Raw genomic sequence first — 25761 nt, 5'->3', positions numbered from 1 at the left:
AAAACCCTCGCGGGGAGACATCGTGAAAAAGACCTTGAATGCGGCCGTGGCCGCCGTATTGCTGAGCCTGGGCGGCGCGGCCAGCGCCGATGACGGCGTGATCCGCATCGGCTTCATCACCGACATGTCGGGCTTGTCGGCGGACGCCGACGGCCCCGGCGGCGCCGAGGCCATCAAGATGGCGGTGGCGGACATGGGCGGCGCTGTGGCGGGCAAGAAGATCGAGGTGCTGGTGGCCGACCACCAGAACCGCGCCGACATCGCCTCGTCCCGCGCCCGGGAATGGCTGGACCAGAAAGGCGTCGATATGCTGATCGCCGGCGCCAACTCCGCGGCCGCGCTTGCGATGGCGAAGGTGGCCGAAGAGAAGAAGACGCCCTTCTTCGTCGTCAGCGCGGGGGCCTCCGAATTGACTAATGCGCAATGCACGCCCTACACGGTGCATTACGTGTACGACACGGTCTCACTGTCGCGCGGCACGGCCCGCGCGATGCTGAAGGAAGGCAACAAGGACTGGTTCTTCCTGACGGTGGACCACGCCTTTGGCCACGCCCTGGAGCGCGACGCGTCGGCAGTCGTGCAGGCCGACGGCGGCCAGGTGAAGGGCCGCGTGCGGCACCCGTTGAACTCGGCGGACTTCTCGTCGTTCATCCTGCAGGCGCAGGCATCGGGCGCGACGGTGCTGGGGCTGGCCAATTCAGCCAACGACACCAGCAACGCGGTCAAGGCCGCGGCGGAATTCGGGCTGACGCCCAAAATGAAGATCGCCGGCCTGCTGGTGCTGATCACCGACATCCACGCGCTTGGCCTGGCGGCGGCCCAAGACATGTACCTGACGACGGCGTGGTACTGGGATCAGGACGATGCGTCGCGAAAGTGGGCTGCGCGCTTTGAAGAACGCATGAAGAAGAAGCCGTCCATGCTGCAGGCGGGCGACTACTCCGTGACGACCACCTATCTGAAGGCGGTGCAGGCCACCGGCACCACCGACGGCGACACGATCATGAAGTGGCTGAAGGCCAACCCCGTGAACGACTTCTTCGCCAAGGACGCGCACATCCGCGCCGACGGCCTGATGGTGCACGACATGTACCTGATGCAGGTGAAAAAACCGTCCGAATCCAAGGGGCCGTGGGACTACTACAAGCTGATCGCGCAGATTCCCGGCGACCAGATCTACACGTCGCCGCAGGAATCCACCTGCCGCCTGATGAAACCCTGATCCGAACGCATCCCGGGAAAACCACATGAACCAGCAAGACCTTACCGCCCTGCCGGTGGACCTGAGCGGCCGCCGCGTCATCATCACCGCCGGCGCGGCAGGCATCGGCGCGGCCCTGGCCGACGCCTTTGCCGACCGCGGCGCCCGCGTCCACCTGTGCGACGTGGACCAGAACGCGCTTACGTCCAGCCGCCACGCTAATCTCCATGCCGACGTCAGCCGGCGCGAAGACATCGACCGCTACATGGAGACCGCCCTGGCGCATCTGGGCGGCCTGGACGTGTTGGTCAACAACGCCGGCATCGCCGGCCCCACGGCGGGCATCACCGACATCCAGCCCGATGACCTGAGCGCGACGCTGGACATCAACCTGGCCTCACAATTCCACACCGTGCGGCATGCGGTGCCCGCGCTGCGCCAGGCGGGCGGCGGGGCCATCATCAACATCAGTTCGGTGGCCGGCCGCATGGGCATCCCCATGCGCACGCCGTACGCCGCGTCCAAATGGGGCGTGGTCGGGCTGACGCGGTCGCTGGCGGTGGAACTGGGCGGCTATGGCATCCGGGTGAACGCGCTGCTGCCCGGGCTGGTGGCGGGCCCCCGCATCGACCGCGTGATCGCCGCCCGCGCCCGCAACATGGGCCTGACGGTCGAGGAAGAAACCGAGCTGGAACTGGCCGGCGTCAGTCTGCGCCAATTCGTGCGTGCCGCGGATATCGCAAACATGGCGCTGTTCCTGGCCAGCCCTTACGGCGCGATGGTCAGCGGCCAGGCCATCAGCATCGACGGCGACCTGCAATCGCTGCCGTGGCAACCGCCGGCCGCCTGACGCGCGTCAAAAGTGCGGCGCGCTAGCCGATCAGCTGGATCGTGTCCGCATAGACGCCGGTGCGGCGCGCCTGGGCGGTGGCATGCAACGCGCCCAGCAGCCGCCCGGTCAGTTCCTGGTTCTGCGCATCCTTACGAGTGATCAGCACGAATTCAAACCACTGCCGCGACGCCAGCGGCAGCGCCACCAGATCGGGGTAGACCAGCGTGATATCGGAGGCCGACAGCGCGTTGACCAGACTGATCCCCTTCATCGCCCGCACGGTGCCCGGCACCAGGGTCATGTGCGCCTGCATGGCGAAATCCAGCTGCGTGGTGTCGCCGGTGTCGCCCTGCGCCACCACGTAGTCGGACCACAGCGGCTTGACGAAGGTGTCCGGCGCGATATCCGCCACGGCCACCACGCGACGCTTGGCCAGCGGATGATCCCGGTGCGCAATCGCCATGACATCGGTACGCAGGAAAGGAGTGAAGTTCAGCCGCGGGCTGTCTTGCCCAACGGCACCCAGGCCGAAGTCTGCCCGCATGGTCTCCACCGCGCTGATTACTTGCACCGACGATTCCACGTCGACCGAGAACGGCCGCTTACCGTGTTCGTCCAGGTAGCGCTTGACGGCCTCAGGCGCATAGCTCAGCGCCAACGCCGGCGACGACGCGATACGCAAGCCACGGCCACCGAACTGCTCGATGCTGTGCAAGGCTTCGTCGATGCGCACCAGTTCGTCCAGCACGAACTTGGCTTCGGTGTACAGGTACTGCCCCGCCTCGGTGGGCCGCAAGGTCTTGTGCGACCGGTCGAACAGCTGCACGCCCGTGGCGCTTTCCAGGCGCGAAACCGCATGGCTGATCGCCGGCTGCGTCAGGTGCATCACCTGCGCGGCCTGGCGGGTCGACCCGGTCATGACAACCGTGTAGAAGATACGCAGATCGTGGATATTGAAGTTGCGCTTCATGCCCGTGACTCCTCCCCATGGGAAAGGCGGCCGGATTTGCGCCCGCCGCCCTCCGGAGCCCGATTCTAGGCTGTGCGCGCCGATGCGCCTATTGCGGCACCCGCTCTATTTCCGGCGACACCCACTTGCCTTCCAGCAGTTCCGGCTTGGGCCAGTAGTACCGCATCGTCACCATGAACGGGCCTTCCGGCGCGGGCAGCCAGTTGGACTCCTTGGCCTTGCCGGGAGATTGCGCCTGGATATAGAGCGTAAGCCCGCCATCGGCGTCCTTCTTCAGGGACGGCAGCATGGGCGAGTTGATCAGGTAGCGGTTGATAGGATTGGGCGCCAGCAGCTGTTCGGGCAGCCGGTACATGGTCATGGACCAGAACGCATTGACAGGCGGCAGGCTGCGCGGCGCGAAGCGCAGCGTGTAGGCGTACTTGCCGTCCAGTTCCTGGCCGCGGCTGTCTTTTTCCAGGACCGGATACAGCGCCTCTTCGCGGCTGTTGGCCCCGATGCCGACTTGCGTGCCGGTGGCGCGCGTCAGGTAGTCGTTCTTCAGCTTGCTACGGTCGCCGAACAGCGTATCGGTCTTGCCGCCGAGCGCGGCACGGTTCTTGTCGATGTCGTTCTGCGCCGTGTGCATGCCTTCCTGCAAGGCGCGGCGCAAGGCGGGATTCAGGGCGTCGGCCTTGTAGGGTTGGCCCGGTTTCAAGCCGATGCTGGCGAAACGTTCGCGCAGCCATTTCTCGGTGGGATGCGTAGGCGCGAATTGCAGCAGGAAGGCAAGCTGGTTGTAGAACTCCAGCGACGTGCGCATCTCGCCGGGCGGCACTGGCGGGATCCACTCGACGGCCGGCGGTGCGGGTGGGGCCGGGCGCTTGGCGAAGGCCGACAAGGGCTGGATCTTGTAGCGGGCCTGGATGCGCTTGACGTTCTCGAGGTCGGCCGGGTTGAACATCTGGGTGCGGCCCACCATGTTCACCAGTTCGGTTTCCGACTTGATCACCTTGGTGATGCCGGGGGGCACCTTGCCCGTCCAGCGGGGGCCGGCGATCAGGAAATTCCCGCCGCCATTGCCCGTGCTGCGACTGCCGATGTAGGCGAAGTTGTACGTGTACAGGTCCATCAGCTGCAGGACGAAGTACCGGCGCTTTTCCATCGGTGGCACGGAAATCACGACCGGTTCAGCGCGCAGGTCCAGGATGGCGAACGAGTATGGCGTATCGGAGTTGGGCGTGACGAAGGCCGTGTCTTCGGGGGTGAAGACGCGCGCGATGTTGTTCACCGTGTTGAACGGCCCCTTGTACTGCGGGTTGTTCTTGTCGATGCTGAACGCGTACATGGTCTGGTAGCTGGCGACCATGGGCGTGCCGTACAGGTAGGCCTCGCGGGCGATGCTGCGCGCCTGCTGCCCGGTGACGCCGTGGATGCCGACCGATTGCGACCCCGTGGCCTCGTCCGGCGATGTGAAGCTGCAGCCGGCCAAGCCGCCTGCCAGCAGCGTCGCCATGAACCACCGGGCGGGCACGCTGCGAAGGGCGGTGGAAAATCCAGTGCTACTCTGGCGGTCGCGCATGGTTGGCTCCAACACGTTGGGGATGTTGGCAACGCCCTGGTGGCGGCAGCGTCGCGGGCGAAGCAGAAATTCCGGGACAGATTCTGGCATATTTCCCGGCGATGAAGAAGAACTGGTGCCCCACAACTAGGACCGGTTCGCACAGGAACAACATATCAGGCATGGATACGCAGAATAGCAATACGGGTGGCGACGGCGAATCAGGCGCAAACCTGCGAGCATCGTCGTACTACGTGCTGCAAGCCACGCACTGCTGCGCCCAATGCGGCGAATCCACACCGGTGTTCGCGCTGGCGGTGCCGCCCGATCACGAAAGCACGGAAGCCGACATCGAGCTGGACGAAGACGGCGACAGCACCGGGCTGAACCCCATGGCATTCCACGAATGGCTGTTCGGCCCAGAGCAATGGCAGCGCATCGAAGGGCCCGCGCTGTTGTCGCAGGTTGGCATCCTGTCGGCGCCGGTCGTGCGAACCTTGCAGGCGCTGGCACCTACCGTACGCCAAAACCCGGACCGCAACGGCCAGTGGACCAATTTCTGCGAACACTGCGGCAGCCCTGTTTGGGAAGGGGCGCTGTACCCGACGCCGGGCCAGCCCTTCTGCCCGAAGGACGACGCCGCGGCCGCGCAAATCACGGTGCATGCGGTGGATGAACCGCTGTCGGCGTTTACCGCCATGTGCTGGACGGATGGCTACCGCAACAAATGGCCCCTGTTCAAGCGCCTGGGCGTGGTGTGCAGCGAAGCGGAATGATCGCCGCGGCCTTTACCCAGGGCCTGTGAAGCGGGTTATTGCGTAGCCGCTTCCAGCGCCACCTCGGCCAGGCCTTCCAGGCGTTGCAAAGGGATTTCCACGATGGCGCTTTCCGTTGCCCGCGCGTCGGTGGTCAGATGCTGGATCAGGTCCACCGTGGTGGATCGCCGCGTCAACATCAGGCAGGTCACTTCCCCATCGACGACGCGGGTCGCGTGCCAGCAACCCGGCCGCATGCAGATGCCTTGGCCTTGCGGCACGCGAAAAGCCGCCAGCGTCGCCAGATCCGGGCTGCCGTCGGCGGCGCTTTTAGCGACCACCTGGATGATCTGGCCGGTCAGCGGCACGATGGCCTGCTGCGTCAATAGATGCTTTTCCAGGCTCGCGATTTCCACGGATGGGCTGCGGTAGTTGACCCACAGCAATTCGGCGTCGCCGCCCGCCCCCGTGTTGAACACGTGTTCCTGCCAGAAATCCGTGGCCGGGTTGGAGAACAGCGGCACGCCATTGCCGTCCGGCATGGGCTTGCCCAGCATCCAGCCGTAAGCCGAGAAAGCCTGCGGCGTCAGATCATTGACTATCAACTGCGTGTTGCTTGTCATGCGGACCCTTGTGATGGCTTCGGAGGCGTGCCGCGCTTGGGGAATTCGGCGTCGTAGTCGAAATCGCCGCGCGCGATGGCCTCCAGGATGGCCGCCCGGCGATCGGCGGCCCGTTTCAGGTTGGCGGCCGTGGGCTTGACGCGGATGCGTTCAACGCAGTGCCTGCCGTCATAGAAGAAGCCGATCTCGATGGACGATTCGGACGCGGGCCTGACCCCATCGAACCCCTGGCTCATCGCCTTTCCCGTTGTGGTTGCTGATGGGCGACATGATATCGCTTCAAGATGACGCGCTGAAACCGGCGCAAAAGCCCGGGCCAAATCCGGGCCGCCTCGTTACTATGGCCCCAAACCCGCAACACAAGCCCCCCACACAAGGATGCGCACCATGGCTACCGATCTGTCGTCGCATTACGTCTTGCTGGACTCCGCCGGCACCGCTTCCACCGTCAACGGCGGGGACGCGTTCTGGTCACAGTCCCCCGATGAGCTGGACCGTTTCGGCCGCGGCTGGCTGGTGTCCGAATACGCCTTCTCCAAGGATTGGCCGCAGTGGGAGATGCACCCCGAAGCCGACGAGATCGTGCGCCTGATGTCAGGCGCGGCCGAGCTGCACCTGGAATGGCCGACGGGCATCCAGACGGTGAAGATGCTGGACGGCGACGCGTACGTGATCCCGAAAGGCGTGTGGCATACCGTCAAGGTGATCGAGCCCTGTCGCATGCTGCACATCACCATGGGCGCGGGCACGCAGCACCGCGCCCTGTAGCCTCAGCCGGGCGCGGCGACGGGACGCGCCCGCGTGATCTCGCGGTCGTCTATCGGCCAGTGCAGCAGGGCCGAAAGGACGCCCAGCGCCATCGCCCCCATCCAGATCAGGTCATAGGACCGGGTGGCTTCGAACACGATGCCGCCCAGCCACACGCCCAGGAACGAACCCAGCTGATGGCCGAAGAACACGAAGCCGAACAGCGTGGTCAGGTAGCGCACGCCGAAGACCTGCGCAATCAACCCGTTGGTCAGCGGCACGGTGCCCAGCCACACGAAGCCCATGACGGCCGCGAACGCGTAGACGGTCCAGGTCGATAGCGGCAGCAACAGGAACAGCGCGATGGCGGCGGTGCGCACCAGATAGATGCCGGCAAGCAGGTATTTACGTCGATGCCGCGCGCCCAGGATGCCGCAGACATACGTACCCGCGACGTTGGTCAGCGCAATGATCGCCAACGCCCCCACGGCGTCGGCCGCGCGCAGGCCCTTGTCCATCAGGTAGGCAGGCAGGTGCGTGCCGATGAACGCCAGTTGGAAGCCGCAAGCCAGAAAACCCAGGTTCAACAACCAGAACCCGGGCTGCGCGAAGGCTTCGCGGATGGATGCCCGCAGCGACAGGCCTGCATCCGGCGCCGCCCGATCGTGCGCGGCACGGGCCGATTCGCGCAAGGGCCGGGCCAACGGCAGCACAATCGCCAGCAGCAATGCGAACACCAGCAAGGCGTACACCCAGCCCCAGCCTGCGATCAGCCACTGCGCAGCCGGCACCATGGTGAACTGGCCCAGCCCGCCCACGGCGCCCGCCACGCCCAGCGCCCAGCCGCGGCGTTCGGGCGGCGCCAGGCGGCTCAGCGCGCCGTAGATGACTGCGAACGCGGTGCCGGACAGCGCAATGCCGATGCACACGCCCGCCGTCAGCAGGAAGGCCGCCGGCGTCGCGGCGTAGGCCATGCCAGCCAGGCCCAGCGCGTAGAACGCGAGTCCTACGACGATGACCTTGGCCGACCCGTAGCGGTCGGCCACCATGCCGGTGAAGGGTTGCGCGATGCCCCAGGTCAGGTTCTGGATGGCCATCGCCATGGCGAAGGTTTCGCGGCTCCAGCCCCGGTCCATCGATACCGGCAAGAGAAACAGGCCCTGCACGTGGCGTACGCCCAGGGCCAGGCCCATGACGATGCCGCCGGCAAGCACCAGCAGCCACAGCCGCGAAGCATCCGGGGAAGACGGGGCAAGCGGGGACGGCATGGCGGTTCTCCTGTCGGGCGCGACGCCTTGCGATCAAGGGCGCCTGGCGTCCATTACAGAAGAGCTGCGTCCGCGCATCAACTGATTATTTTTTGTCCGCTGCATGCTCGCCAGGAATGTGACCACACCGCGCGGACGCAGGCGCGCGGACCGAAAACACCGATCCCTTGCCCGGTGTGGACCGCAATTGGAGGTCAAAACCCAGCAGCCCCGTCAGCCGCCGCACGATTGCCAGCCCCAACCCCAATCCCAGTCCCTGCCCTGTCGGTGCGTTGCCCACGCGCGTGAATTCATTGAAGACGGCCTCTTGCGCGTCCGGCGCGATCCCCACGCCGGTGTCCCACACCTGGATCAGCGCGCCGCCTGCCTGCGGGCGGGCGCACAGCAGCACGCCGCCCCGGGGCGTGTACGACAGCGCGTTGCTCAGCAGGTTATGCAGGATGCGGCGCAACAGGGTGGGATCGGTCTCCAGCACCAGCTGCGTAGGCAGGACAGACAGACGCAACCCTTGCGCTTGCGCCTGCGGCTCGAAGTCCTGCCGGATCTCGTCGAACAACGCGTCCAGGCTGACGGGGCGGCGCTCGATGCGCAGCAGGTGCGCGTCCATGCGGGACACGTCCAGCAAGCCGTCCAACAGACGGTTCAGGCTGGCCAGGACGGTTTGCTGGCGCTGCGCAACGTGCAACACGTCTTTCGGGCTGGCGTCGCCCTGCTGGGCGCGGCTGGCCAGGATGTCGGTGAACAGGCTCAAAGCGTGAACCGGTTGGCGCAGGTCGTGCCCGGCGGCCGCCAGGAAGCGCGTCTTGGCCTGGTCGGCGGCGGCCACGCGGTCGCGTTCGCGCTGCAGGTCGCCGATCAGGCCCAGGTTCTCGAACCGCAGCGACACCGTGGTCTTCAGGCTGCGATAGGTGATGGCGCTGAAATACATGTTCACGCCCAGCAGGCAGAACGCGAAGGCGGCGTAGACCAGATGCAGCGCGTCGCCCTGGAGCAGGCAGGCCACGGTGAACGGTGCCAGCATGCCCAGCGCAGATCCCACGTAGGCTGCCGGGTAGGCCGACAGCGACGGCACCGCGCCGCTGCACATGCCCGCCAGCATCACGCAGCCGAACGCCAGCATCATGTCGTCGTGCGACAGCACCGCGGCCAGTCCGGCCAGCCCCCAGAACAGGCCCGACAGCCATGACAGCACGCAGAACGCCGACACCCAGCGCGGCACGTCCGCGGAGGCGACCTGGCGCCGCAGGAACCGGCGGTTCACGACCACCCGCAAGGCGGTGAGCAGGTACAACGCGGCGGCCCACGCGGCCAACAGCCAGACCGGCACGCTGGCGCGCATCACATAGGCGACGGGGATCACGATGGCAAAGTTGGCGAACAGCACGCCGTAGGATTGGCGGTATAGCAACCGGGCCAGTTCGGCGCGATGCGAGGCATCGTCTCCGGGGGTGGGCGGCAGGGCGGATGGGGATAGCGCGGCTGGAGCGGTCATGCGCCTGATGAGTCCCTGAAATGACGCATCATTTTGACACAACTAGCCCCCCCTTCCCGCTCGTCATGCCCTGGGGCGGCACGCCTGGCCCGTCGCATTAACGTTTTCTTTTCTATCGTTACATTTGTCGCTTCATTGACTGCTACTGCTGGTTACAGTGCTGCCTTCGCATCATTTTGACAGGCACCTGACATGTGGCACGTCCGGCTTGGCGTATTCCTACCCGCGGCTTCGACCCGCGCCCTCGCAGAATGAGGGCCGCGTTCAAGCCCCTGACGCTGGCCCTGGCGTTTGCCTTGCCCGGCATCTCCGCCACGGCGCAGGCCGACTCCTGGATTGACCGGTGCACCACCACCTACTACGGCCAGGGGTCCGACACCTATTGCCACCAGGCCTTCAGCGAAGGTTTCGCGGCCGTGCTGATCGGAAATCGCGCCGACGACAGCGGCACCTGGGGCTACATCGACAAACAAGGCCGCATGGCCATCGCCCCCGCCTACTCTGACGCCAAGCCATTCCAGAACGGCCTGGCCGCAGTCAGCCAGGGCGATCGTTGGGGCTATATCGACACCAAGGGCCAGTGGGTCATCAAGCCGCGCTTCGGCATGGCGTCGGGTTTTAACGCCGAAGGCACCGCCTTGGCCGAAGAGGACGATCGCGATGTGCTGATCGACCGTCAGGGCAAGGTCGTCAAGGCATTCGAACTGGGCACGCGCACCTGGGGTTTCCAGCCGGGTCAGAAGCTGGCGTCGATGGAAGTGCCCACGCCGCCGCGCCTGTTCAATATCGCCACGGGCAAGGCCGCGACCTTGCCGCCCGGGGTGATGACGCTTGGTGCCCCGACGGATGGCTATCTGCCCGCCCAGTTGCGCGAAACCCGCTACAACGGTTGGTGGGGCCTGCTGGACGACAACGGCCGTTGGGCGGTGCCGCCGGACGTCCTGCGTTCGCAGGAAGCGCCGATGCGCGACGGCGACGTGCTGGCCCTGCGCCGCGACAATCGATGGGAATTTGTCGATCCGCGCGGCAACTCGCTGTCGACGGCGCGGTACGAACGCGTGCAGTGGGTGGCGTCCGGGCTGTGGCTGGTCAAGCCCGAAAACGGAAAATCGGCCTTGCTGGACGGCAAGTTCAAGACCCTGCACACCTTCTCGCAGCCCTATGTGGGTCTGCAGGAACGGGATGGCTGGCGCTATCTGCCCGATACGACCTTGACGCTGCTGATCAGCCCGGGCGGGAAGATTGAAAAATTGGCGTTGCGCGATGGCCGCGTCGAGATCAACCAGGGGCGCGCCTGGGTCTACGGCGCCTCGGCCGCGCCGGCGGCAACGCCCGAGGGCGATGCCGCGCAGTCCGATACCCATGCGACGGGCCTGTCGGACGCGGTGAAAGAAGCCGCCCCGGAAGAAGCCGAGGCCGCCGACGCCGCGACCGTTGCCGAAGCAGCCGACGCCGCCGGCAATGCCCCCACCGCGGAGCCGGTCGCCGATGCCGCCGCGACCGTCATGACGGACGTCGTGACGCCGGCTCCTGATGCCACCGCCGCCGCAGAATCCGCCTCCGTGGCAGACGTGGCCTCTGTGGCCGCCGCCGACGCGACCGTGTCGCCACTCTTGGTCGAAGACGACGATCAGACGACGTCCATGGCGCCCGCAGGCCCTGAAGTCCTGGTTCAGGTCTACGGCCCGGACGGCAAGCCGCTGCTTGATGCCGCCACGACCGCGCAATTGGCCGAGTTGCAGATCAGCGCCTTCTCGCCCGGCAAGTCGGCGTTGCGCGGGCAGGCGGCAACGGGCATGCCGTTGGCGTTGCTGCGCACCGGGGATTATCAGCAACCGCCATCCATCCTGACGGCCGACGGCAAAATCGTCTCGAATCCGGAATGGGATGCCATCGAGACCTACAACGTGACGATGCCGCTGATCGTGCGGACCACCGGCGGTAAATTCGGCGCCATCGACGGCAAGGGAAATTGGGCCGTGCGGCCCCAGTTCAGCGGTATCCGCAACTTCAGCGGCCCCTACACGTGGGCACGCAAGCCGGGGATGCAGCGCGACGATGCCATCTTGATCGATGCGCGCGGCAAGACCGTGGCGATCCCCGAAGCCGTCGCGGCCGACTCCGGCCGGCTGGACGGCGAACTGCTGTTCTACCGCGCGCCTGATGAAAACCGCGCGCGCCGCTGGGGCCTCTGGAACATCCGCCTGGGCACGCCGGCGCTGAAACCGGATTACGAACAGATCGAGGAATTCGAAGACGATTGGGCCCGCGTACAGGCGGACGGCCGCTGGGGCATCGTCAACCGCGAAGGCCAATGGATCGTGCGTCCCACGCACGAAAGCGCCTACAGGATGGATTACCTGGGCAACGGCATCACGCTGGTGGACGACCCCGAGGCCAAGGCCAGCGCCAACCGTTACTCGGACAGCCCATACCGAATGGTCAACCTGCGCACGGGCAAGGCCAGCGACACCATCTACGGCAAACCCGCCAAGATCAAGGACGGACGCTATATCGGCGAAGTGGCCGACGGCAGCGCCGTGCTGTTCGACGCGCAAGGCCACGCCACCCGCCTGTCGGACGGCAAGCCCGAAAGCAAAGAGCAATACGGCGACTGGATCATCGTGCGCCATGACGAACGGGAGGGCGCGATCGATGCCCGCGGCAACATGGCGATTCCCGCCTTGTATGGCGAATTCAATCCGTTCTTCGTGCAGCCCGAAGGCCTGGCGCGCGTCAACCTGGCGACGGGCTACCGCGTGCTCGACCAAAGCGGCAAGACGGTGCTGGAAAAGCGCGGCGACGGCATCCCGTTGGCATCGATGCAGCGCCTGCTGTTCTCCGACGATTCGGAATCCAGCGCCATCATGACCGACCTGCAGGGCCGCGAAATCACGCGCTTTGCGGGCCGTTATTCCGTGGAGTACAGCCGCGCGAGCGAAGGCGTGGTGCCCTACAGCGACGGCGGCGGCAAGCAGGGCTTCGTGAACGCGGACGGCAAGCGCGTCGTGGGCACGCATTTCAGCGAACTGGGCCCGATGAAAGACGGCCTGGCGCGCGCACGGCGCCTGGAACGCACCGGCAAGCTGTACGGCTACATCGACCTTACCGGGCGCTATGCGATCCCGCCCGCCTTCACGTGGGCCGGTGATTTCCAGGACGGGCGCGCCATGGTCCGCCGCGACGGGCTGGTGGAATTCATCGATACGCGCGGCAAGGCGGCCGCCACGTTCGGCGTGCTGTGCGACAAGGTGGTGATCTTCGACGCGGAGGAAAAGCAGACATGGCCCCCCGAGGCGCTGACCTGCCTTGAAGCCACGGACCCGCCGCCCCCCGCCCTCGACAACGCCAAAGCAGAATAACCATGACGTCACGCGTGATCCGCACCACCCGACTCGCCTGCGCCATTGCCGCGCTGGGCGCCTCCCTGTCCGCGCATGCGCAGACCGGCCACATGTATTGCCTGGACGAAGGCAGCTACCGCTCCGACGCTTACACCGACGACATCGCCGGCGTCAGCCCCTACGCGAACGGCTGCATCCGCGCCCTGTCTGACGGGCGCGCCGCCGTACTGCTGCCCTCGGCCCTGGAGAACATCAACCGCGTTCCCATGGACCAGTCGCTGCGTCGTCATGCCTGGGGCTTTCTAGACCAGAACGGCCGACTGGCCATTCGCCCGCTCTTTGAAGACGTGCGCGATTTCCGCCACGGCCTGGCCGCCGTGCAGTGGAAAGGCAAATGGGGGTTTATCGATACGCGAGGCCGCATGGCGGTGCCGCCGCGGTATGACAGCGTCCAGGACTACGCCGAGATCGGCTTGGCGGTCGCCACGCTGGACGGACGCCAGCAACTGATCGACCGCCAGGGCGAACCCGTGGGCGAGCCGCTGGACGCCGGCATCCAGGACCTGTTCCTGGCCGACGGCGTGCCGGCGCGGGCCGCCGTGCAGTACAAGCAGGAATTCCGCGGCATCAACGGCGAACGCCGCTTCGCCAAGCCCGGCGTCACCATCACGCAAGCCTACGGCCAGGGGCTGTACATCGCGATCAACGACGAACGCCGTTACGGCGTGGTGGACGGCGATTGGAACTGGGTAGTCGAACCCACCTACGAAGACATCCTGACGCAACGCGACGGCAGACCCGCCGTGGCCTTCGGCCGCGATGGCGCCGTGCTGATCGGCGCCGACGGCAAGGTAAGCGGACTGGACCAGGGCTACGGCAGCATGCAACCTGTGGGCCGTGCGTTCTGGAGCGCCGAACTGGACCGCCGCAAAGGCTATGCCGTGCTGGACGCGACGGGCACGCTAGTCACGACCATGAAGCCCGACGAAGCGCAAGCCTCCCAGCGCTTTCAAGACACCATCGTCTACCCCTCCGGTGAGACGCTCATGGCCCTGGTGCCGGGTCAGCCCGCCCCCATCAAGCTGGGCCCCGCGTTGTCACCCGCCAGGGATGAAGACGGCTTCGTGCTGTTCTCCGATCAAACCGGCACGCCCGCCGGCCTCTTGACGCCCAAGGGCGTCTGGCTCAATGGCGACACGGCGCCCGCCTGGCTGCGCGAGGCCGGGTCGATGGAAGTGCGCGAGGGCAGGCTGTGGGTCAAGAAGCGAGAAGGCAGATTGCTCAATGTGGTGGATGCCGACGGCCACGTACTGCTCAATCCCGAGGCGGTTGAAGCGGCGCAGTACACAGAACTGAGGGCCGTGCCGTTGAACATGCCGGGCGGGCCGCTGGCCATGCTGGGCCAGTCACATTGCCAATGCGGCCCGTCGGGCGCCGGCCTGTTGCTGGCCGACGGCACGCTGGTGAGCGACCCGTCGTGGACGGACCTGATAGCACTGGACGACGCCGACGACCGCGAGAGCGACCCCGAACCCGAGGCCGGCGACGATGTCCTGAAACCCGATCAGTTGCGCTTTGCCGCCGAGACCGACCGCGGCCTGCAGCTGCTGGACGCCCAGGGCCGGCCGATGAGCCTGCCGGTGCAGCAGCATATCGGCAATTTCCGCCACGGCTATGCACTGGTTTACGTCGATGGCGTCAACCGGATGATCGACCGCGACGGCAAGACCTACGACCTGCCCGACGTTTTCCAGACGGAAATCGTGGCACCGGGCGTGGTCCGATACCTGAAGACCGCCGACGCCGATGCCCTGTGGGGTCTGTACGACTTTGTGGCCAAGAAGGAACTGGCCGCGCCCGCCTTCCGCAAGATCGGCCACTTCCAGAACGGCCAGGCGGTGGCGTCACTGGGCGCGGATCGCGTGGGCGTGATCGACCAGCAGGGGCAATGGGTCTTGCCGGCAAGCCATTACGGCATCGCGCGCGTCAATGACAAGCTGTGGCGGGTGATGCAGGCCGGCGGGCAGGGTGAAGACTACGAACGCCCCGCCGCCATCTTCAATGCCCAGGGCCGCGCGCTGACGTCGTTCCAACGCCTTCTGCAGGTATCCGCCGAGGAGGGAGGCTCCATTACCGCCGCGGGCGAAAACCACCGCTGGATCGTAGCGGCCGACGGCTCCGGCGTGCAGGACCTGCAAGACGCCACCTATTCCCGCATTGGCGACTGGCTGGAGATCCGCCGGGCCGTGCGCTATGGCTATCTGGATGCTCAGGGCGCATGGCAGATCGGCCCCATGGCGGCGGTCGGCTCGGTCTTCCAAGGCTCGCCCGCCCGCGCGCTGGCCGCGGATGACGCAAGCACGCGTCTGATCGACACCACGGGCAAGACCGTCGCCACCCTGCCCGCCGGCGACTGGCGCTGGCCGCAGGGCTCGGCCTTGCTGCTTCGCCACTATGTTGCCAACGGCAAGGCCATGACGGACTACGTGGGCCTGGACGGCAAGGCGCGCATCAAGGTGGAAGGCACGGGATCCGCCTATTCGGAAGGCCGCGCGGTGACGCAACTGTCCACCAGCGCAGTGCGTGCCGTCGACGGCAAGGGCGCGTTGAACGGCCCCGCGTTCGACGCGCTGGGCGCCTTGCATGACGGCCTGGCGCCCGCCCGCACGGAGCGCAACTTCGGCTACGTGGACGGCGCGGGCAAGTTCGTCATCCCGACCGACTACAACGCAGTCACGCCGTTTGCGGACCAGCGTGCGGTGGTCTCCACGATGGAGCTGTCGAAGATCATCGACACCGCCGGCAACGCGCTGGCACGCGTCGAAATGGTGTGCGGCATGCGCACGCTGTACGGCAGCGCCGGCCAGCGCCTGTGGCCGCTGTCCTTGCCGGCGCGCTGCCGCCGCTAAGCCGTCTTGCCGCTGGACGCCTATTGCGCGTCCAGCGCCAGGTAGCGCTGGGTCTGCACGATGGCTTCGCGTTCCTTGAAGCTCGTCAGGCGATCGGCCAGCGCGCTGCTGTCGCCGGTCTGCTTGATGGCGGCCAGCGTGGCCTGCATGGCATGGATGGCGGCGCGCTGCAGGTCCGACGGAATGATGGCCAGGCGATAGCCCATCGCGGCCAGGTCGGGCAGCGGCACCAGCGGCGTCTTGCCGCCGTAGAACATGTTGATGAGCTTCAAGCCCGGCAGGCGCTCGGCGATGGCGCGGATCTGCTCCAGCGTTTCGGGCGCTTCCACGAACACCATGTCCGCGCCCGCCTTCACGTAGCGTTCGGCACGTGCAATCGCCGCATCAAACCCTTCCACCGCAATCGCATCCGTGCGCGCGATGACCAGTGCGTCGGCGTCCGACAGCGTCTGGCGCGCGATGTGCACCTTGCGGCACATCTCGTCCGTGTCCACCAGGCTCTTGTCGTCCAGATGGCCGCAGCGCTTGGGAAAGGACTGGTCTTCGATATGGAAGGCGGCGACACCCGCGCGCTCCATGATGCGCACGGTGCGTTCCACGTTGGCCGATCCGCCGAAACCGGTGTCCGCGTCCGCCACGACCGGCAGGCCGCTGGCGTCGACGATTTTCTCGACCCGGTCCATCACTTCGGTGAAGCTCAAGAGGCCGATATCCGGATAGCCTGCCGCACGCGCGATGGCGCCGCCACTGGCGTAGACGGCGTTGAAACCCGCGGCGGCCACCAGTCGGGCCGACATGCCGTCATAGGCGCCGGGCGCCACGACGATGTCGCGGGCCAGGTGCTGGCGCAACAGGGTGCTGGGTTTGACGGGAGCGTTCATGGCGGTTCCTTGATGAAGATGCGTCGATGTATGCATCATCGGCTGGCCGCAATAGAATGTCCAATATATGGAAAATTGATAATCAGTATTTTTAAGGTATCAATATGGAACTGCGCCATTTGCGCTATTTCGTCGTGACCGCCGAGGCGCAGCATTTCACGCGTGCGGCCGAACTGCTGGGCATGTCGCAGCCCCCGCTTAGCCAGCAAATCCGTCAGCTGGAGCAAGAGGTCGGCACGCCGCTGTTTGACCGCACGGGCCGCGGTGTCGCGCTGAACGACGCCGGCCGCGCATTCCTGGTGTGCGCGCAAGACATCCTGCAACGCGCGCAGGCCGCCGTACAGACGGCGCAACGCGCCGCGCGTGGCGAGGTCGGCGAACTGACCTTGGGTTTCACCGAATCCGCGTCGTTCAACGGCGTCGTGACGGAGCTGATCCGCCAATACCGGCAACAGTATCCCGATGTGGAAATGACCCTGTCGCAAGGCGATAGCGAGACGCTGGTGGCGCAGTTGCGCGAAGGCGCGATTGACGCCGCCTTCGTGCGCCCGCCCTTCGCGCTGGACGGCGGGTTGACGTTCACGCAGTTGGCGGAAGAGCCGCTGGTGGTGGCCCTGCCGCTGGGCCATGCCCTGGCGCGAAAGAAGCGGCTGGCGCCCGCGGACCTGACGCAGGAACGCTTCATCCTGTATTCGCGCAAGTCGGGTTACGGGCTTAGCGCGGACATCATGGCGGCGTGCCGGCAGCACGGCCTGAATCCGCTGATCGGCCAACGCGCGCCGCAGCTGTCGTCGACGGTGAACCTGGTGGCGGCAGGCATGGGCGTGGCGGTGGTGCCGGCGTCATTGCGCCACCTGCGCCCCGACGGCGTGGTCTACCGCCCTTTCGCGCTTGACTGGCCGCGCGCGGTGCTGGGGCTGGCAGTGCGTCAGGACAGGCCGGGCGGCAAGGTGGAAAACCTGCTTCGGCTGGCCGGCGGCCGCGCCTAGAACCCGCGCCCCGCGGCGCTTAGTCTTCGTGCGACTCGTGCACGGCCACGGCGCCGCGCTTCCAATAGCTGGCGGCGCGGATGCGGGTCTTGTCGGTGCCATGCTGCGACACCATGATTTCACGCACGGCCTTGGCCACGGCGGATTCGGCCGCCACCCACACATAGCCTTCGCCGGGCGGCAAGGTCAGTTCCCGCGCCGCTTCCAGCAACAAGGTGCTGTAGCCCGGCGCCGTGCCATCGCGATGCAGCCAGCGCACGGACGTCTGCGCAGCCGAGGGCAGCGGGATCTGGTTGGCGGCGGACGGCACCTCGATCAGGACGAGCGCCTGCGCGACGGCGGGCAGTTCCTCAAGGCGGCGGGCAATGGCCGGCAGCGCGGTTTCGTCGCCGATCAGCACATGCCAATCAAACCCCGTGGGCACCACGAAAGAACCGCGCGGGCCGCCGATGCCCAGCGTCTGGCCGGGCGCGGCCTGCTGGGCCCAGGTGGACGCAGGGCCATCGCCGTGCAGCACGAATTCAATGACAAGCTCGCGGCGTGCCGCATCGAAACTGCGGGGGGTGTAGTCGCGCGCGGCAGGCTTGGGCGCGCCTTCCGGGAACTTGACGCCATCGGGGCCGACGGTGGGCAATGCCAGCGGCTGCGTCGGGTCAGCGGGGAAAAAGAGCTTCACATGGTCGTCAAACGACGCGGACACGAAGTCCGCGAGGTCGTCGCCGGTGAAGGTGATGCGGGCCAGCAGGCCGGCAACGCGCTCGATGCGCGCAACGGTCAGCACGCGCATCTTCAGGTTGTGGCGCACGCGCTCCACGTTCAAATCGCTACGGGTCATTAAAACTCCAGTGTCAGGGGAACAGGTCAAGCACAGGGCTTGCCGTTGATCTCGTCGGTGGCGCGCGCCAGGATGGCGGCAATGCGCCGTTGCTCGGCGGGCGACGCGTCGGTGCGATCCAGCAGCGCCTGCCGGATGGCCTGGCGCGCCTCGACGAACTCCGGCAGCCAGCCGGTACGCACGTCTTCGCCTTCAGGGCCCAGGCTGCGGGGCTCGCCGCTCCAGGCCTGGCGCATCCAGTCCATCTTGCGGGCAATGTGTTTGAAACGGTTGAACATCAGGGTCAGGCGGCTGCGGTTCGCTTCCAGATGCGCCTTGCCCGGCTCCGCCAGGTGATAGCGCTTCTTGGCGCCCTCTTGTTCCACCGTGGCGTAGCCCAGCTCTTCCAGATAGGTCAACGCGGGGTAGACCATGCCCGGGCTGGGCGTATAGAAGCCGTTGCTGAGCGTGCCCAGCGCCTTGATGAGTTCATAGCCGTGGCTCGGGCTTTGCTCAAGCAGGCCCAGCAGCATCAGCTGCAGGTCGTCCGCCGACACGCGGCGTCCCCGCGTGAACCCGCGCCCGTCGCCGCCGAAACCGTCGGCGTCGCCCCGGCCGTCGGGCGGACCCGAGAACCAGTCGCCGCCTGAAGCGGCATGGCGGGGGTGATGGGGATGGTGGGCGTGATGCCCATGGTGGCCGTGGTGGCCGTGGTGGCCGTGATGCTCTTGGTGGAAATGGGAATGTCGCATTATTTCGCTCTTACGATGTATCTTTAGATATATATCTTACGATACACCCGCAAAAAACCAGACGTCAAGCACGGCGTTCCACCCGCCCCGCCTCGGGCGTCACTCCAACCCGATCCGCCTGGCGCCCTCTCTGAACAAGGCCTGCACCTCGGGCGTCAGGCGGAACGCAGCCAGGAGGTCATCCACGCGGTAGGCGGGATGCGACTTGCGGATCAAAGGCAGGAAGCCCAGCGCTTCGTCCACCCGGTCAGCGATGGCCAGGCAATGGGCGGCGATCGCCAGGATGTGCACGTGAGCATTGGGACGCATCGCGGCCTTGAGCGCCCAGTCGGCAGCCTCCTCGATCCGTCCCAACCGGACCAGCGCCAGCGCGCGGACGGCCAGCATGCCGAACATCAGGGGGTCGAAGGGACTCAGATGGCGCGAATGGTCCGCCGACCCGATGGCCGCCAGGGCGTCCCCTGATTGGCAATGGACAAACCCCAATGAGTAATGCCCCAGGGCGAAGTTGGGGCTCAGATCGACGGCACGCTGCAATTCCGCCAGCGATGGGTCCTGACTGCCACGCAGCCATAACGCCCGGCCCATGGCCCAATGTGCCGCGGGGTCGCGGTCGTCGGCGATCAGGCCTTGGCCTGCGGTCTTGAACGCCAGGTCCATCGCGGGCTGCTGCTCGCCCCAGCGCTGGAACGCGTCCTGCCAGTGGGTAAAGGACAGCCCCGCGTAGGCCCGGGAATACGTGGGATCCAGCCGCACCGCCATCTGGAAAAAATGCCGCGCCAGCGCGTTGTCCGCCTGGTTGAACCGGTACATGTGCCACAGGCCGCGGTGATGGGCCGACCACGCGTCCAACGAATTCGGCGGCGTGAGAATGGCCCGGTTGCGCTCGGCGGATTCGACCTCGATTTCGATCGACGCGACGATCCGGTTGCCGATCTCGTCCAGTGCGACGAATGCGTCGTCCAGCGCATGGTCGAAGGTCTCTGCCCACACGATGCGCGCCGTCCGCGATTCGACGAGCGTCACGTCCACGATGATCCGCTTGGCGTGCCGGCGCAGCGAGCCGCTCACCACGAAGTCCACATTCAGCGTCCGGCCAGCCTCTTCCGGCCCCACGCTGCGCTGGTCCAGGGCGAATACCGTCCCCTGCGCGATGACGAACAGGCTGCGCAGCTTGGCCAACCGGGTGATGATGTCGTAGGCCAACCCGTCCCCCAACCCGCCCCGCACGCCGCTGCGCGCCGCGGCGTTCGTAAAGGGCATGACCGCGATCGAGGCCCGTCCGGTTCTTTCCCTGCCGCCGTCGGACGAGTCGGCAATCGGCGCCTTCGCGGCGTCAGCCGCCGGTTCCGGCGGGCCGCCGGGCGATAGCCGAAGCTGCCGCCAGGCATCGCGCAGGGGCCGCCAATCCAGCCCCTCGTCCTCGAAGGCGCGTATCGCGGCAGCCAGGTGTTCTTCTCCCTCGCGAAGCCGCCCCCGGTCGCTTAGCGACTGCAGCATCAACGCGTGCGCGCGCCGGTCGTACGGAGCCAACCGCAACCAATTGTCCAGGCAGCCGTAGCGCTCGTCGGACTCGGTTGGCAGGCACGCGGCCAGGTGCTCCAGCACTACCGCCTGGCAGGCTCTCAATCGCCGCCGTTGCGCCACCATCCAGCTGTCGAAGACCGGGCACGCCCTGAGCTGCAGGCCATCCAGGAACTCGCCCGCGAATAGCGCCGCCAGCCGGCGCAGCCTATCCACGCCCACACTGCTGATGCCCTGACGCATCGCCTGCTCGATATCCAGGACGTCGACAAGGCAGTCGTGCAAATCGAGCGTCACCGTCTCTGGCGTTGCCTGAATTCGTCGGCGGTCGGGCTCGTCAAGCAAGGTTCTTGCCTTGCTGAGACACCAGCGCAGTTCGCCTCGGGGATCGTTCGGAACGTCCCAAAGCAGCTCGCACAGATGCGTGCGCGTCACGGCATGCGGAGCAAGCGCAAGATAGGCGATCAACGCGCGGAGCTTGCGCGAGGGTGGCAACGCCAAGGCGGCGTCCCCCCGCAAGATCGCCATCGACCCAAGCATGTGGATACGAATGGCGGCTGCATCCTGGGGAAAATCCGGATGCCTTGCCGCCGCAGATTCCACGCCGGCTACCACGGTCCGCTCCACGCACGGGAACTACGGTTGACTCCGGATCGCACGACACGCACCTGCCTTCGCGCACTTGTCTGCGATGCCGCTCGGCGCCGGCGATGTCCGCCGACGCTTCCCCCCCGTACTAATGGAGACAGACCATGCCCATATCCGCCACCGCCGTTGCGCAACCTCAAGCCGCCGCGCAGCCCGATCTGGCCGCCCTGAAGACCCGCCAGCAAGCCACCTGGTCTTCCGGAGACTATGCCGTCGTCGGCACCACGCTGCAGATCGTCGGCGAGCAGCTGTGCGAATCCCTCGACGTCCGCGCCGGACAGAAAGTGCTTGATGTCGCAGCCGGCAACGGCAATGCCTCGCTGGCCGCGGCCCGCCGCTGGTGCGAGGTGGTCGCCACCGACTACGTGCCCGCGCTGCTGGGACGCGCCCGTGAACGCGCCGCGGCCGAACGACTGAAGATCGAATTCCAGGAAGCCGATGCCGAGGCCCTGCCCTTTGCACCCGCCAGCTTCGACGCCGTCGTTTCCACCTTCGGCGTAATGTTCACGGCCGATCACGACAAGGCCGCCGCCGAACTGGTCCGCGTCTGCCGCCCCGGTGGCAAGATCGGCATGGCCAACTGGACGCCCGAGGGCTTCATCGGCCAAATCTTCAAGACCATCGGCAAGCACCTGCCCCCGCCGGCCGGCGTCAAATCGCCCGCGCTGTGGGGCACCCGGGCGCGCATCGACGAGATGTTCGGAAGCCACGCCTCCGCCATCCAGGCCGAACCCCGCCACTTCGTGTTCCGCTATCGTTCGCCCGAACATTGGCTGCAGGTCTTCAAGACCTATTACGGGCCGCTTCTTAAAGCGTTTGCTGCGTTGGAACCTGCGGCGCAGGCCGCCCTGGAAAGCGATCTGATAGCGCAAATAGACCGGTTCAATCGCTCTGGCGACGCCGGGATGGTGGTGCCCAGTGAATACCTTGAGGTCGTGATCACGCGGCAATAACCGGGCAGCGATCCCCGACCCCTTACCGCCGGGGTCATTCGGGCAGGCAGCAAGCAGTAGATGGTCCATGGCGCGACGCCTTTACGCCCTTCCGCGCAAGGAGCGGGACGAACGACGCGAAGCAGTGACATGCAAAGCTGGCACGCGGGCTGCGGCCCGGGCCAGGCCGGGACTGATCCTCTGCCTGAAATCATACGCCTGACGGCGGCGGCTGGCGCAAGCCTGCTGCCGTCAGGCGCCGCGTTCGAATCCCCCAGCCGCGATCCGGCGCAATGTCTCATTATTCAGGCCGATTTGTCTCGCCTTGCCCGGTAATGCGGCTTCTGCCATGAGGCCCAGTGTAAATTCGCCAACGATTTCACTCGAGGCGACTCGGGCGGCTCGAGCGTTCGCAGGTTGCCGCGCCGGGCCATCTCCTGAAGGCAAAGATCGTAGGTGCATCCCGGAATGCGTAGCGGCTTCGGAAAGGGCGGAGCCTACGTGAAGCCCGGGTATGAAGTCACTTTCAATCGATCAAGAGGCCTACATGTCATTTTCATCCGTGCCCCGCATCGTCGCCCTGACGCTCGCAACGTTTGGCACTGCGCATGCGCAATCCCCCGATGCGACGACACCGGTTGGCGTCGACAACTTTGTCCGTGCCGAGTCCGATCTCTACATGGGAAAAATGGTGGCGGATGGAGGTGTCGGACGCTTTATCCACAGCCGCGCACCGGTCGCCATCGACGCACAGAACGTCATCCGCATGAATCGCGACACGCTCTACTCCGAAGCCGTGTTCGATCTGGATGCAGGCCCCGTCACGATCACGCTACCCGAAGCCGGTGCACGATTCATGTCGATGCAGATCGTCGATGAAGACCATTACGTACCCGCCGTTTTCTACGGTGCCGGCGCCCATACCCTGAGCAAGGCGGACATCGGCACGCGCTATGTCTTTGTCGCGATCCGCACGCTGGTCGACCCCGCAGACAAGAAGGATCTTAAGCAGGTGCACGCCCTGCAGGATGCCATCAAGGTCAGCCAGGCCAAGGCGGGAGAATTCGTCGTGCCGAAGTGGGATCAGGCCAGCCAGAAAAAGATGCGCGACGCCCTGCTGGTGCTGGGCGAGACGGTCCCCAACTACAACCAGGCCTTTGGCCCGAAGGGCACGGTCGACCCCATCCAGCACTTGATTGGAACCGCCACGGGTTGGGGTGGAAATCCCGCCAAGGACGCCATCTACCTTACCGGCGTGGCGCCCAAGAACGATGGAAAAACCGTTTATCGGCTGAACGTAAAGGAAGTCCCGGTGAAGAGCTTCTGGTCGGTCAGCGTGTACAACGCGGACGGCTACTTCCAGAAGAACCCGTACGACGCCTATTCGTTGAACAACCTCACCGCGCAAAAAAAGGCTGATGGGTCGATCGACATCCAGTTCGGCGGATGCGACGGGAAGATCGCCAATTGCTTGCCCACCACGCCGGGTTGGAACTATACGGTCAGGCTGTATCAGCCCAGCGACGAAATCCTGAACGGCAAGTGGCACTTTCCGGACCCCAAGCCGCAGCCCTAACCCTCAGTTCGGTCGCGCAGCCCATGCCGGCACCCGCGTTTGTGCAACATGGACGCGGGTACACTGGCCCTTCGGCCGGCCACGGGCTTGCGACTTAAGGCGAGACGTCAACATGACATGCTCAGAAACGTTCATCTCCACCGACGCAATAGAGCATTCTCTTCGTGACGAATACTGGCGTGAAGTCACGCGCCCGTTCTGCGATACGACGCTCGATCCGACAACCGGCGCGGCAACGTTGGAAGGCACCATGCGGATTCGCCACCTGGGCGGAGTGACGCTGGGCTCAACGACCTTCAACGCGCAGCACTACAAGCGGGACAAGGCCACGATTGCCCGCACCGGACTTGATCATTACCTTGTTCATGTCGTGGCGGCGGGTTCCATCCACGGCGACTTTGACGGCCGCGACGTCGTGGCGGCCCCCGGGGGGATCTGCATCATCGACCTGGCCCGCCCTTATGCATGCAGCGTGGACGCCGGCGAACGGTTGGCGACGACCATCCCCCGCGCCGGCATCGATAGGCTGCTGGGGCCCCGCGACGTGCACGGATTCGTCCTTGACCCCGGGCTTCCGATGACGCGCCTGCTTGCGGACTACCTTCGCGGTTTCCACGCGGTGGCAGGCCAGCTGTCCACCAGTGAGGACGGCGCGGCACAAGAAGCCCTTACCACGCTGCTCTCGGCAGGCCTGTCGAACACGGCGCCCGTCGACGATGGCCCGCAATCCGTGCTGGGTCAGGCAATGCGGGCGCGAGCCCTTGCCTATATTGATCGCCACCTTGCGGATCCCGAGCTGGGCCCAGACCTGCTCGTGCAACGATTCAGAGTCTCGCGCGCCCATCTGTATCGCGTATTTTCCGACCTGGGAGGCATCGCCCAGGTGATCAAGACACGGCGCCTGGACGCGGCCTACGCCTTCCTCGTCGATCCACGGCGCCCAGCGCGACCGATGAGCCAGATCGCCGCTGACTTTGGCTTTCGCAATACCGGCCGCTTTCGCCAGGCATTTCTTGCGCGCTTTGGATTGGCCCCTGAAGACGCCAGCGGCCAAGGCCCCAATGCGGCGTCGCCGCTGGACAGCGACAATTTTCTATCGACCCATTTCGCCGCGCACAGCCATCGGCCCAACGTCGCGTAAGGCGCCTGCGCTTCAGAACTGGTAAGCCAGACCCACAATGGGGCCCTGCTGGACGACGTTGTAAACGAAGCCGTTCCGATTGAAATTGACGCCCAGCGCCCGATAGCCCAGCACTGCCGACCAATTGGACTTGAACTGATAGCCAATTGCGGCCGTGGCGTCCCAGTCCAGCCGGGCTTGTCCGGCGCCGATCACGCCCCAGCCGGTCAGATACCAGTGATCGTTCAAGGCGTATTGGCCGCGCACGCCGGCAACCGCATCAATCCACGTTGCGCTGTCGCTTCGACGCGTGCCGCCAAGCACCCCACCCTTCAGGGAAATCGTGGTGCTGGCGTGCCAGAGCCGCCCGCCGCCAATCACGTCGAGGTGCCCTCGATCGCTCTCAAGCACGCTGTAACCCGCGCCCAAGAACCCGCTGAACGTCTTCGAGGAAATGTCGACCTTTCGACTGAGAACGCCGTACTGGGTGTTGCCGCCGCCGGAGAGCTGCCCGTACATGACGTCTGCCACCAGGCTGAATCGCTGGTAACGCGCCTCGGCAGCGCCCATGAAGGCCAGATCCGTCTCGCTCACAATGTCGCTGAAACTGGAATTCAACTTTGCCGGCGGCTGCCCGAACTGGCCGACCTTGCCCTTGATGCCCGACGCCCAGATATAGGGGCTCACGCTGACCCGCCACGTATCGGCGGCATTGCCAGAATCCTTCTGCAGAAGCGGGCTGATCGGCAGCGTGCTGTCAGCAAAGGATACGTTGCAGGTCCCGACCAGCGCGCTCAACAGGATAAGCGGCGTAAAACACAGTTTCATGGTGACTCGATGAGGC

21 protein-coding genes are annotated in these 25761 nt (G+C 65.9%); 10 read left to right on the top strand and 11 right to left on the bottom strand.

Annotated features, from left to right (window positions below):
• Positions 1-22: 22 nt before the first annotated feature.
• Both AC3WMU_RS14180 and AC3WMU_RS14175 read left to right on the top strand, forming a co-directional pair.
• Positions 23-1222 (top strand): ABC transporter substrate-binding protein, encoded by a 1200-nt coding sequence (locus AC3WMU_RS14180; RefSeq protein WP_006222448.1) that lies wholly within the window; start codon positions 23-25, stop codon positions 1220-1222.
• Between the two features lie 25 nt (positions 1223-1247).
• Positions 1248-2051 carry an SDR family oxidoreductase gene (locus tag AC3WMU_RS14175; protein ID WP_492282534.1) on the top strand — a complete coding sequence of 268 codons (804 nt, stop codon included), beginning with the start codon at positions 1248-1250 and terminating at the stop codon, positions 2049-2051.
• Between the two features lie 22 nt (positions 2052-2073).
• On the opposite strand, the gene AC3WMU_RS14170 is transcribed toward AC3WMU_RS14175, so the two are convergent.
• Both AC3WMU_RS14170 and AC3WMU_RS14165 read right to left on the bottom strand, forming a co-directional pair.
• Entirely contained in the window at positions 2074-3003 is a 930-nt protein-coding gene (locus AC3WMU_RS14170; protein ID WP_424626589.1) for a LysR family transcriptional regulator, read from the bottom strand.
• 88 nt (positions 3004-3091) lie between these two features.
• Entirely contained in the window at positions 3092-4564 is a 1473-nt protein-coding gene (locus AC3WMU_RS14165; RefSeq protein WP_280026644.1) for a DUF1254 domain-containing protein, read from the bottom strand.
• Between the two features lie 161 nt (positions 4565-4725).
• On the opposite strand from AC3WMU_RS14165, the gene AC3WMU_RS14160 reads away from it, so the two are divergent.
• Positions 4726-5319, top strand: a complete 594-nt coding sequence (locus tag AC3WMU_RS14160; RefSeq protein WP_492282533.1) for a hypothetical protein — start codon at positions 4726-4728, stop codon at positions 5317-5319.
• A gap of 35 nt (positions 5320-5354) precedes the next feature.
• On the opposite strand, the gene AC3WMU_RS14155 is transcribed toward AC3WMU_RS14160, so the two are convergent.
• Both AC3WMU_RS14155 and AC3WMU_RS14150 read right to left on the bottom strand, forming a co-directional pair.
• Positions 5355-5921 carry an ureidoglycolate lyase gene (locus AC3WMU_RS14155; protein ID WP_492282532.1) on the bottom strand — a complete coding sequence of 189 codons (567 nt, stop codon included), beginning with the start codon at positions 5919-5921 and terminating at the stop codon, positions 5355-5357.
• Positions 5918-6157 carry an Arm DNA-binding domain-containing protein gene (locus AC3WMU_RS14150; RefSeq protein ID WP_454677933.1) on the bottom strand — a complete coding sequence of 80 codons (240 nt, stop codon included), beginning with the start codon at positions 6155-6157 and terminating at the stop codon, positions 5918-5920. The genes AC3WMU_RS14155 and AC3WMU_RS14150 overlap by 4 nt, the downstream gene beginning before the upstream one ends.
• Positions 6158-6308: 151 nt before the next feature.
• Here AC3WMU_RS14150 and AC3WMU_RS14145 point away from each other — a divergent pair, with 151 nt between their 5' ends.
• A complete protein-coding gene (locus tag AC3WMU_RS14145; RefSeq protein ID WP_454677934.1) occupies positions 6309-6689 on the top strand; it encodes a cupin domain-containing protein in 381 nt (126 codons plus the stop codon).
• Positions 6690-6691: 2 nt separating this feature from the next.
• Here AC3WMU_RS14145 and AC3WMU_RS14140 read toward each other — a convergent pair whose 3' ends face one another.
• Together AC3WMU_RS14140 and AC3WMU_RS14135 are read right to left on the bottom strand one after the other, a co-directional pair.
• Positions 6692-7936 carry an MFS transporter gene (locus tag AC3WMU_RS14140; RefSeq protein ID WP_492282531.1) on the bottom strand — a complete coding sequence of 415 codons (1245 nt, stop codon included), beginning with the start codon at positions 7934-7936 and terminating at the stop codon, positions 6692-6694.
• 85 nt (positions 7937-8021) lie between these two features.
• Complete coding sequence (locus AC3WMU_RS14135; protein WP_492282530.1) at positions 8022-9428, bottom strand: sensor histidine kinase; 1407 nt, start codon at positions 9426-9428, stop codon at positions 8022-8024.
• A 251-nt stretch (positions 9429-9679) separates the two neighbouring features.
• Here AC3WMU_RS14135 and AC3WMU_RS14130 point away from each other — a divergent pair, with 251 nt between their 5' ends.
• Both AC3WMU_RS14130 and AC3WMU_RS14125 read left to right on the top strand, forming a co-directional pair.
• A complete protein-coding gene (locus AC3WMU_RS14130; protein ID WP_492282529.1) occupies positions 9680-12790 on the top strand; it encodes a WG repeat-containing protein in 3111 nt (1036 codons plus the stop codon).
• A 2-nt stretch (positions 12791-12792) separates the two neighbouring features.
• The gene (locus AC3WMU_RS14125; protein WP_492282528.1) at positions 12793-15681 is read left to right on the top strand and encodes a WG repeat-containing protein; all 2889 of its coding nucleotides are present in this window, start codon (positions 12793-12795) and stop codon (positions 15679-15681) included.
• 20 nt (positions 15682-15701) lie between these two features.
• Here AC3WMU_RS14125 and AC3WMU_RS14120 read toward each other — a convergent pair whose 3' ends face one another.
• Entirely contained in the window at positions 15702-16562 is an 861-nt protein-coding gene (locus AC3WMU_RS14120) for an isocitrate lyase/PEP mutase family protein (RefSeq protein ID WP_006222460.1), read from the bottom strand.
• A gap of 104 nt (positions 16563-16666) precedes the next feature.
• Here AC3WMU_RS14120 and AC3WMU_RS14115 point away from each other — a divergent pair, with 104 nt between their 5' ends.
• A complete protein-coding gene (locus AC3WMU_RS14115) occupies positions 16667-17551 on the top strand; it encodes a LysR family transcriptional regulator (RefSeq protein ID WP_006222461.1) in 885 nt (294 codons plus the stop codon).
• Between the two features lie 19 nt (positions 17552-17570).
• Here AC3WMU_RS14115 and AC3WMU_RS14110 read toward each other — a convergent pair whose 3' ends face one another.
• From AC3WMU_RS14110 to AC3WMU_RS14100, 3 genes are all read right to left on the bottom strand, one after another.
• Positions 17571-18386, bottom strand: coding sequence for a siderophore-interacting protein (locus AC3WMU_RS14110; RefSeq protein WP_492282527.1), 816 nt, complete (start codon positions 18384-18386; stop codon positions 17571-17573).
• Positions 18387-18412: 26 nt separating this feature from the next.
• Positions 18413-19117: a PadR family transcriptional regulator gene (locus AC3WMU_RS14105; protein WP_492282526.1), complete on the bottom strand. Its 705-nt coding sequence runs from the start codon at positions 19115-19117 to the stop codon at positions 18413-18415.
• 99 nt (positions 19118-19216) lie between these two features.
• The gene (locus AC3WMU_RS14100; protein ID WP_492282525.1) at positions 19217-21142 is read right to left on the bottom strand and encodes a transcriptional regulator; all 1926 of its coding nucleotides are present in this window, start codon (positions 21140-21142) and stop codon (positions 19217-19219) included.
• A gap of 251 nt (positions 21143-21393) precedes the next feature.
• Here AC3WMU_RS14100 and AC3WMU_RS14095 point away from each other — a divergent pair, with 251 nt between their 5' ends.
• The 3 genes from AC3WMU_RS14095 to AC3WMU_RS14085 all read left to right on the top strand — a co-directional run bounded on the left by AC3WMU_RS14095 (position 21394) and on the right by AC3WMU_RS14085 (position 24938).
• Positions 21394-22242 carry a class I SAM-dependent methyltransferase gene (locus AC3WMU_RS14095; RefSeq protein ID WP_492282524.1) on the top strand — a complete coding sequence of 283 codons (849 nt, stop codon included), beginning with the start codon at positions 21394-21396 and terminating at the stop codon, positions 22240-22242.
• Positions 22243-22768: 526 nt separating this feature from the next.
• A complete protein-coding gene (locus AC3WMU_RS14090) occupies positions 22769-23797 on the top strand; it encodes a DUF1254 domain-containing protein (protein WP_492282523.1) in 1029 nt (342 codons plus the stop codon).
• Positions 23798-23909: 112 nt separating this feature from the next.
• Positions 23910-24938, top strand: a complete 1029-nt coding sequence (locus tag AC3WMU_RS14085; protein WP_492282522.1) for an AraC-like ligand-binding domain-containing protein — start codon at positions 23910-23912, stop codon at positions 24936-24938.
• Between the two features lie 12 nt (positions 24939-24950).
• On the opposite strand, the gene AC3WMU_RS14080 is transcribed toward AC3WMU_RS14085, so the two are convergent.
• Positions 24951-25745 (bottom strand): hypothetical protein, encoded by a 795-nt coding sequence (locus tag AC3WMU_RS14080; protein WP_492282521.1) that lies wholly within the window; start codon positions 25743-25745, stop codon positions 24951-24953.
• Positions 25746-25761: the final 16 nt, after the last annotated feature.

This window comes from Achromobacter sp. FW305-C-13, assembly GCF_058783475.1.
This window is presented reverse-complemented; position numbering and strand designations above follow the sequence as displayed.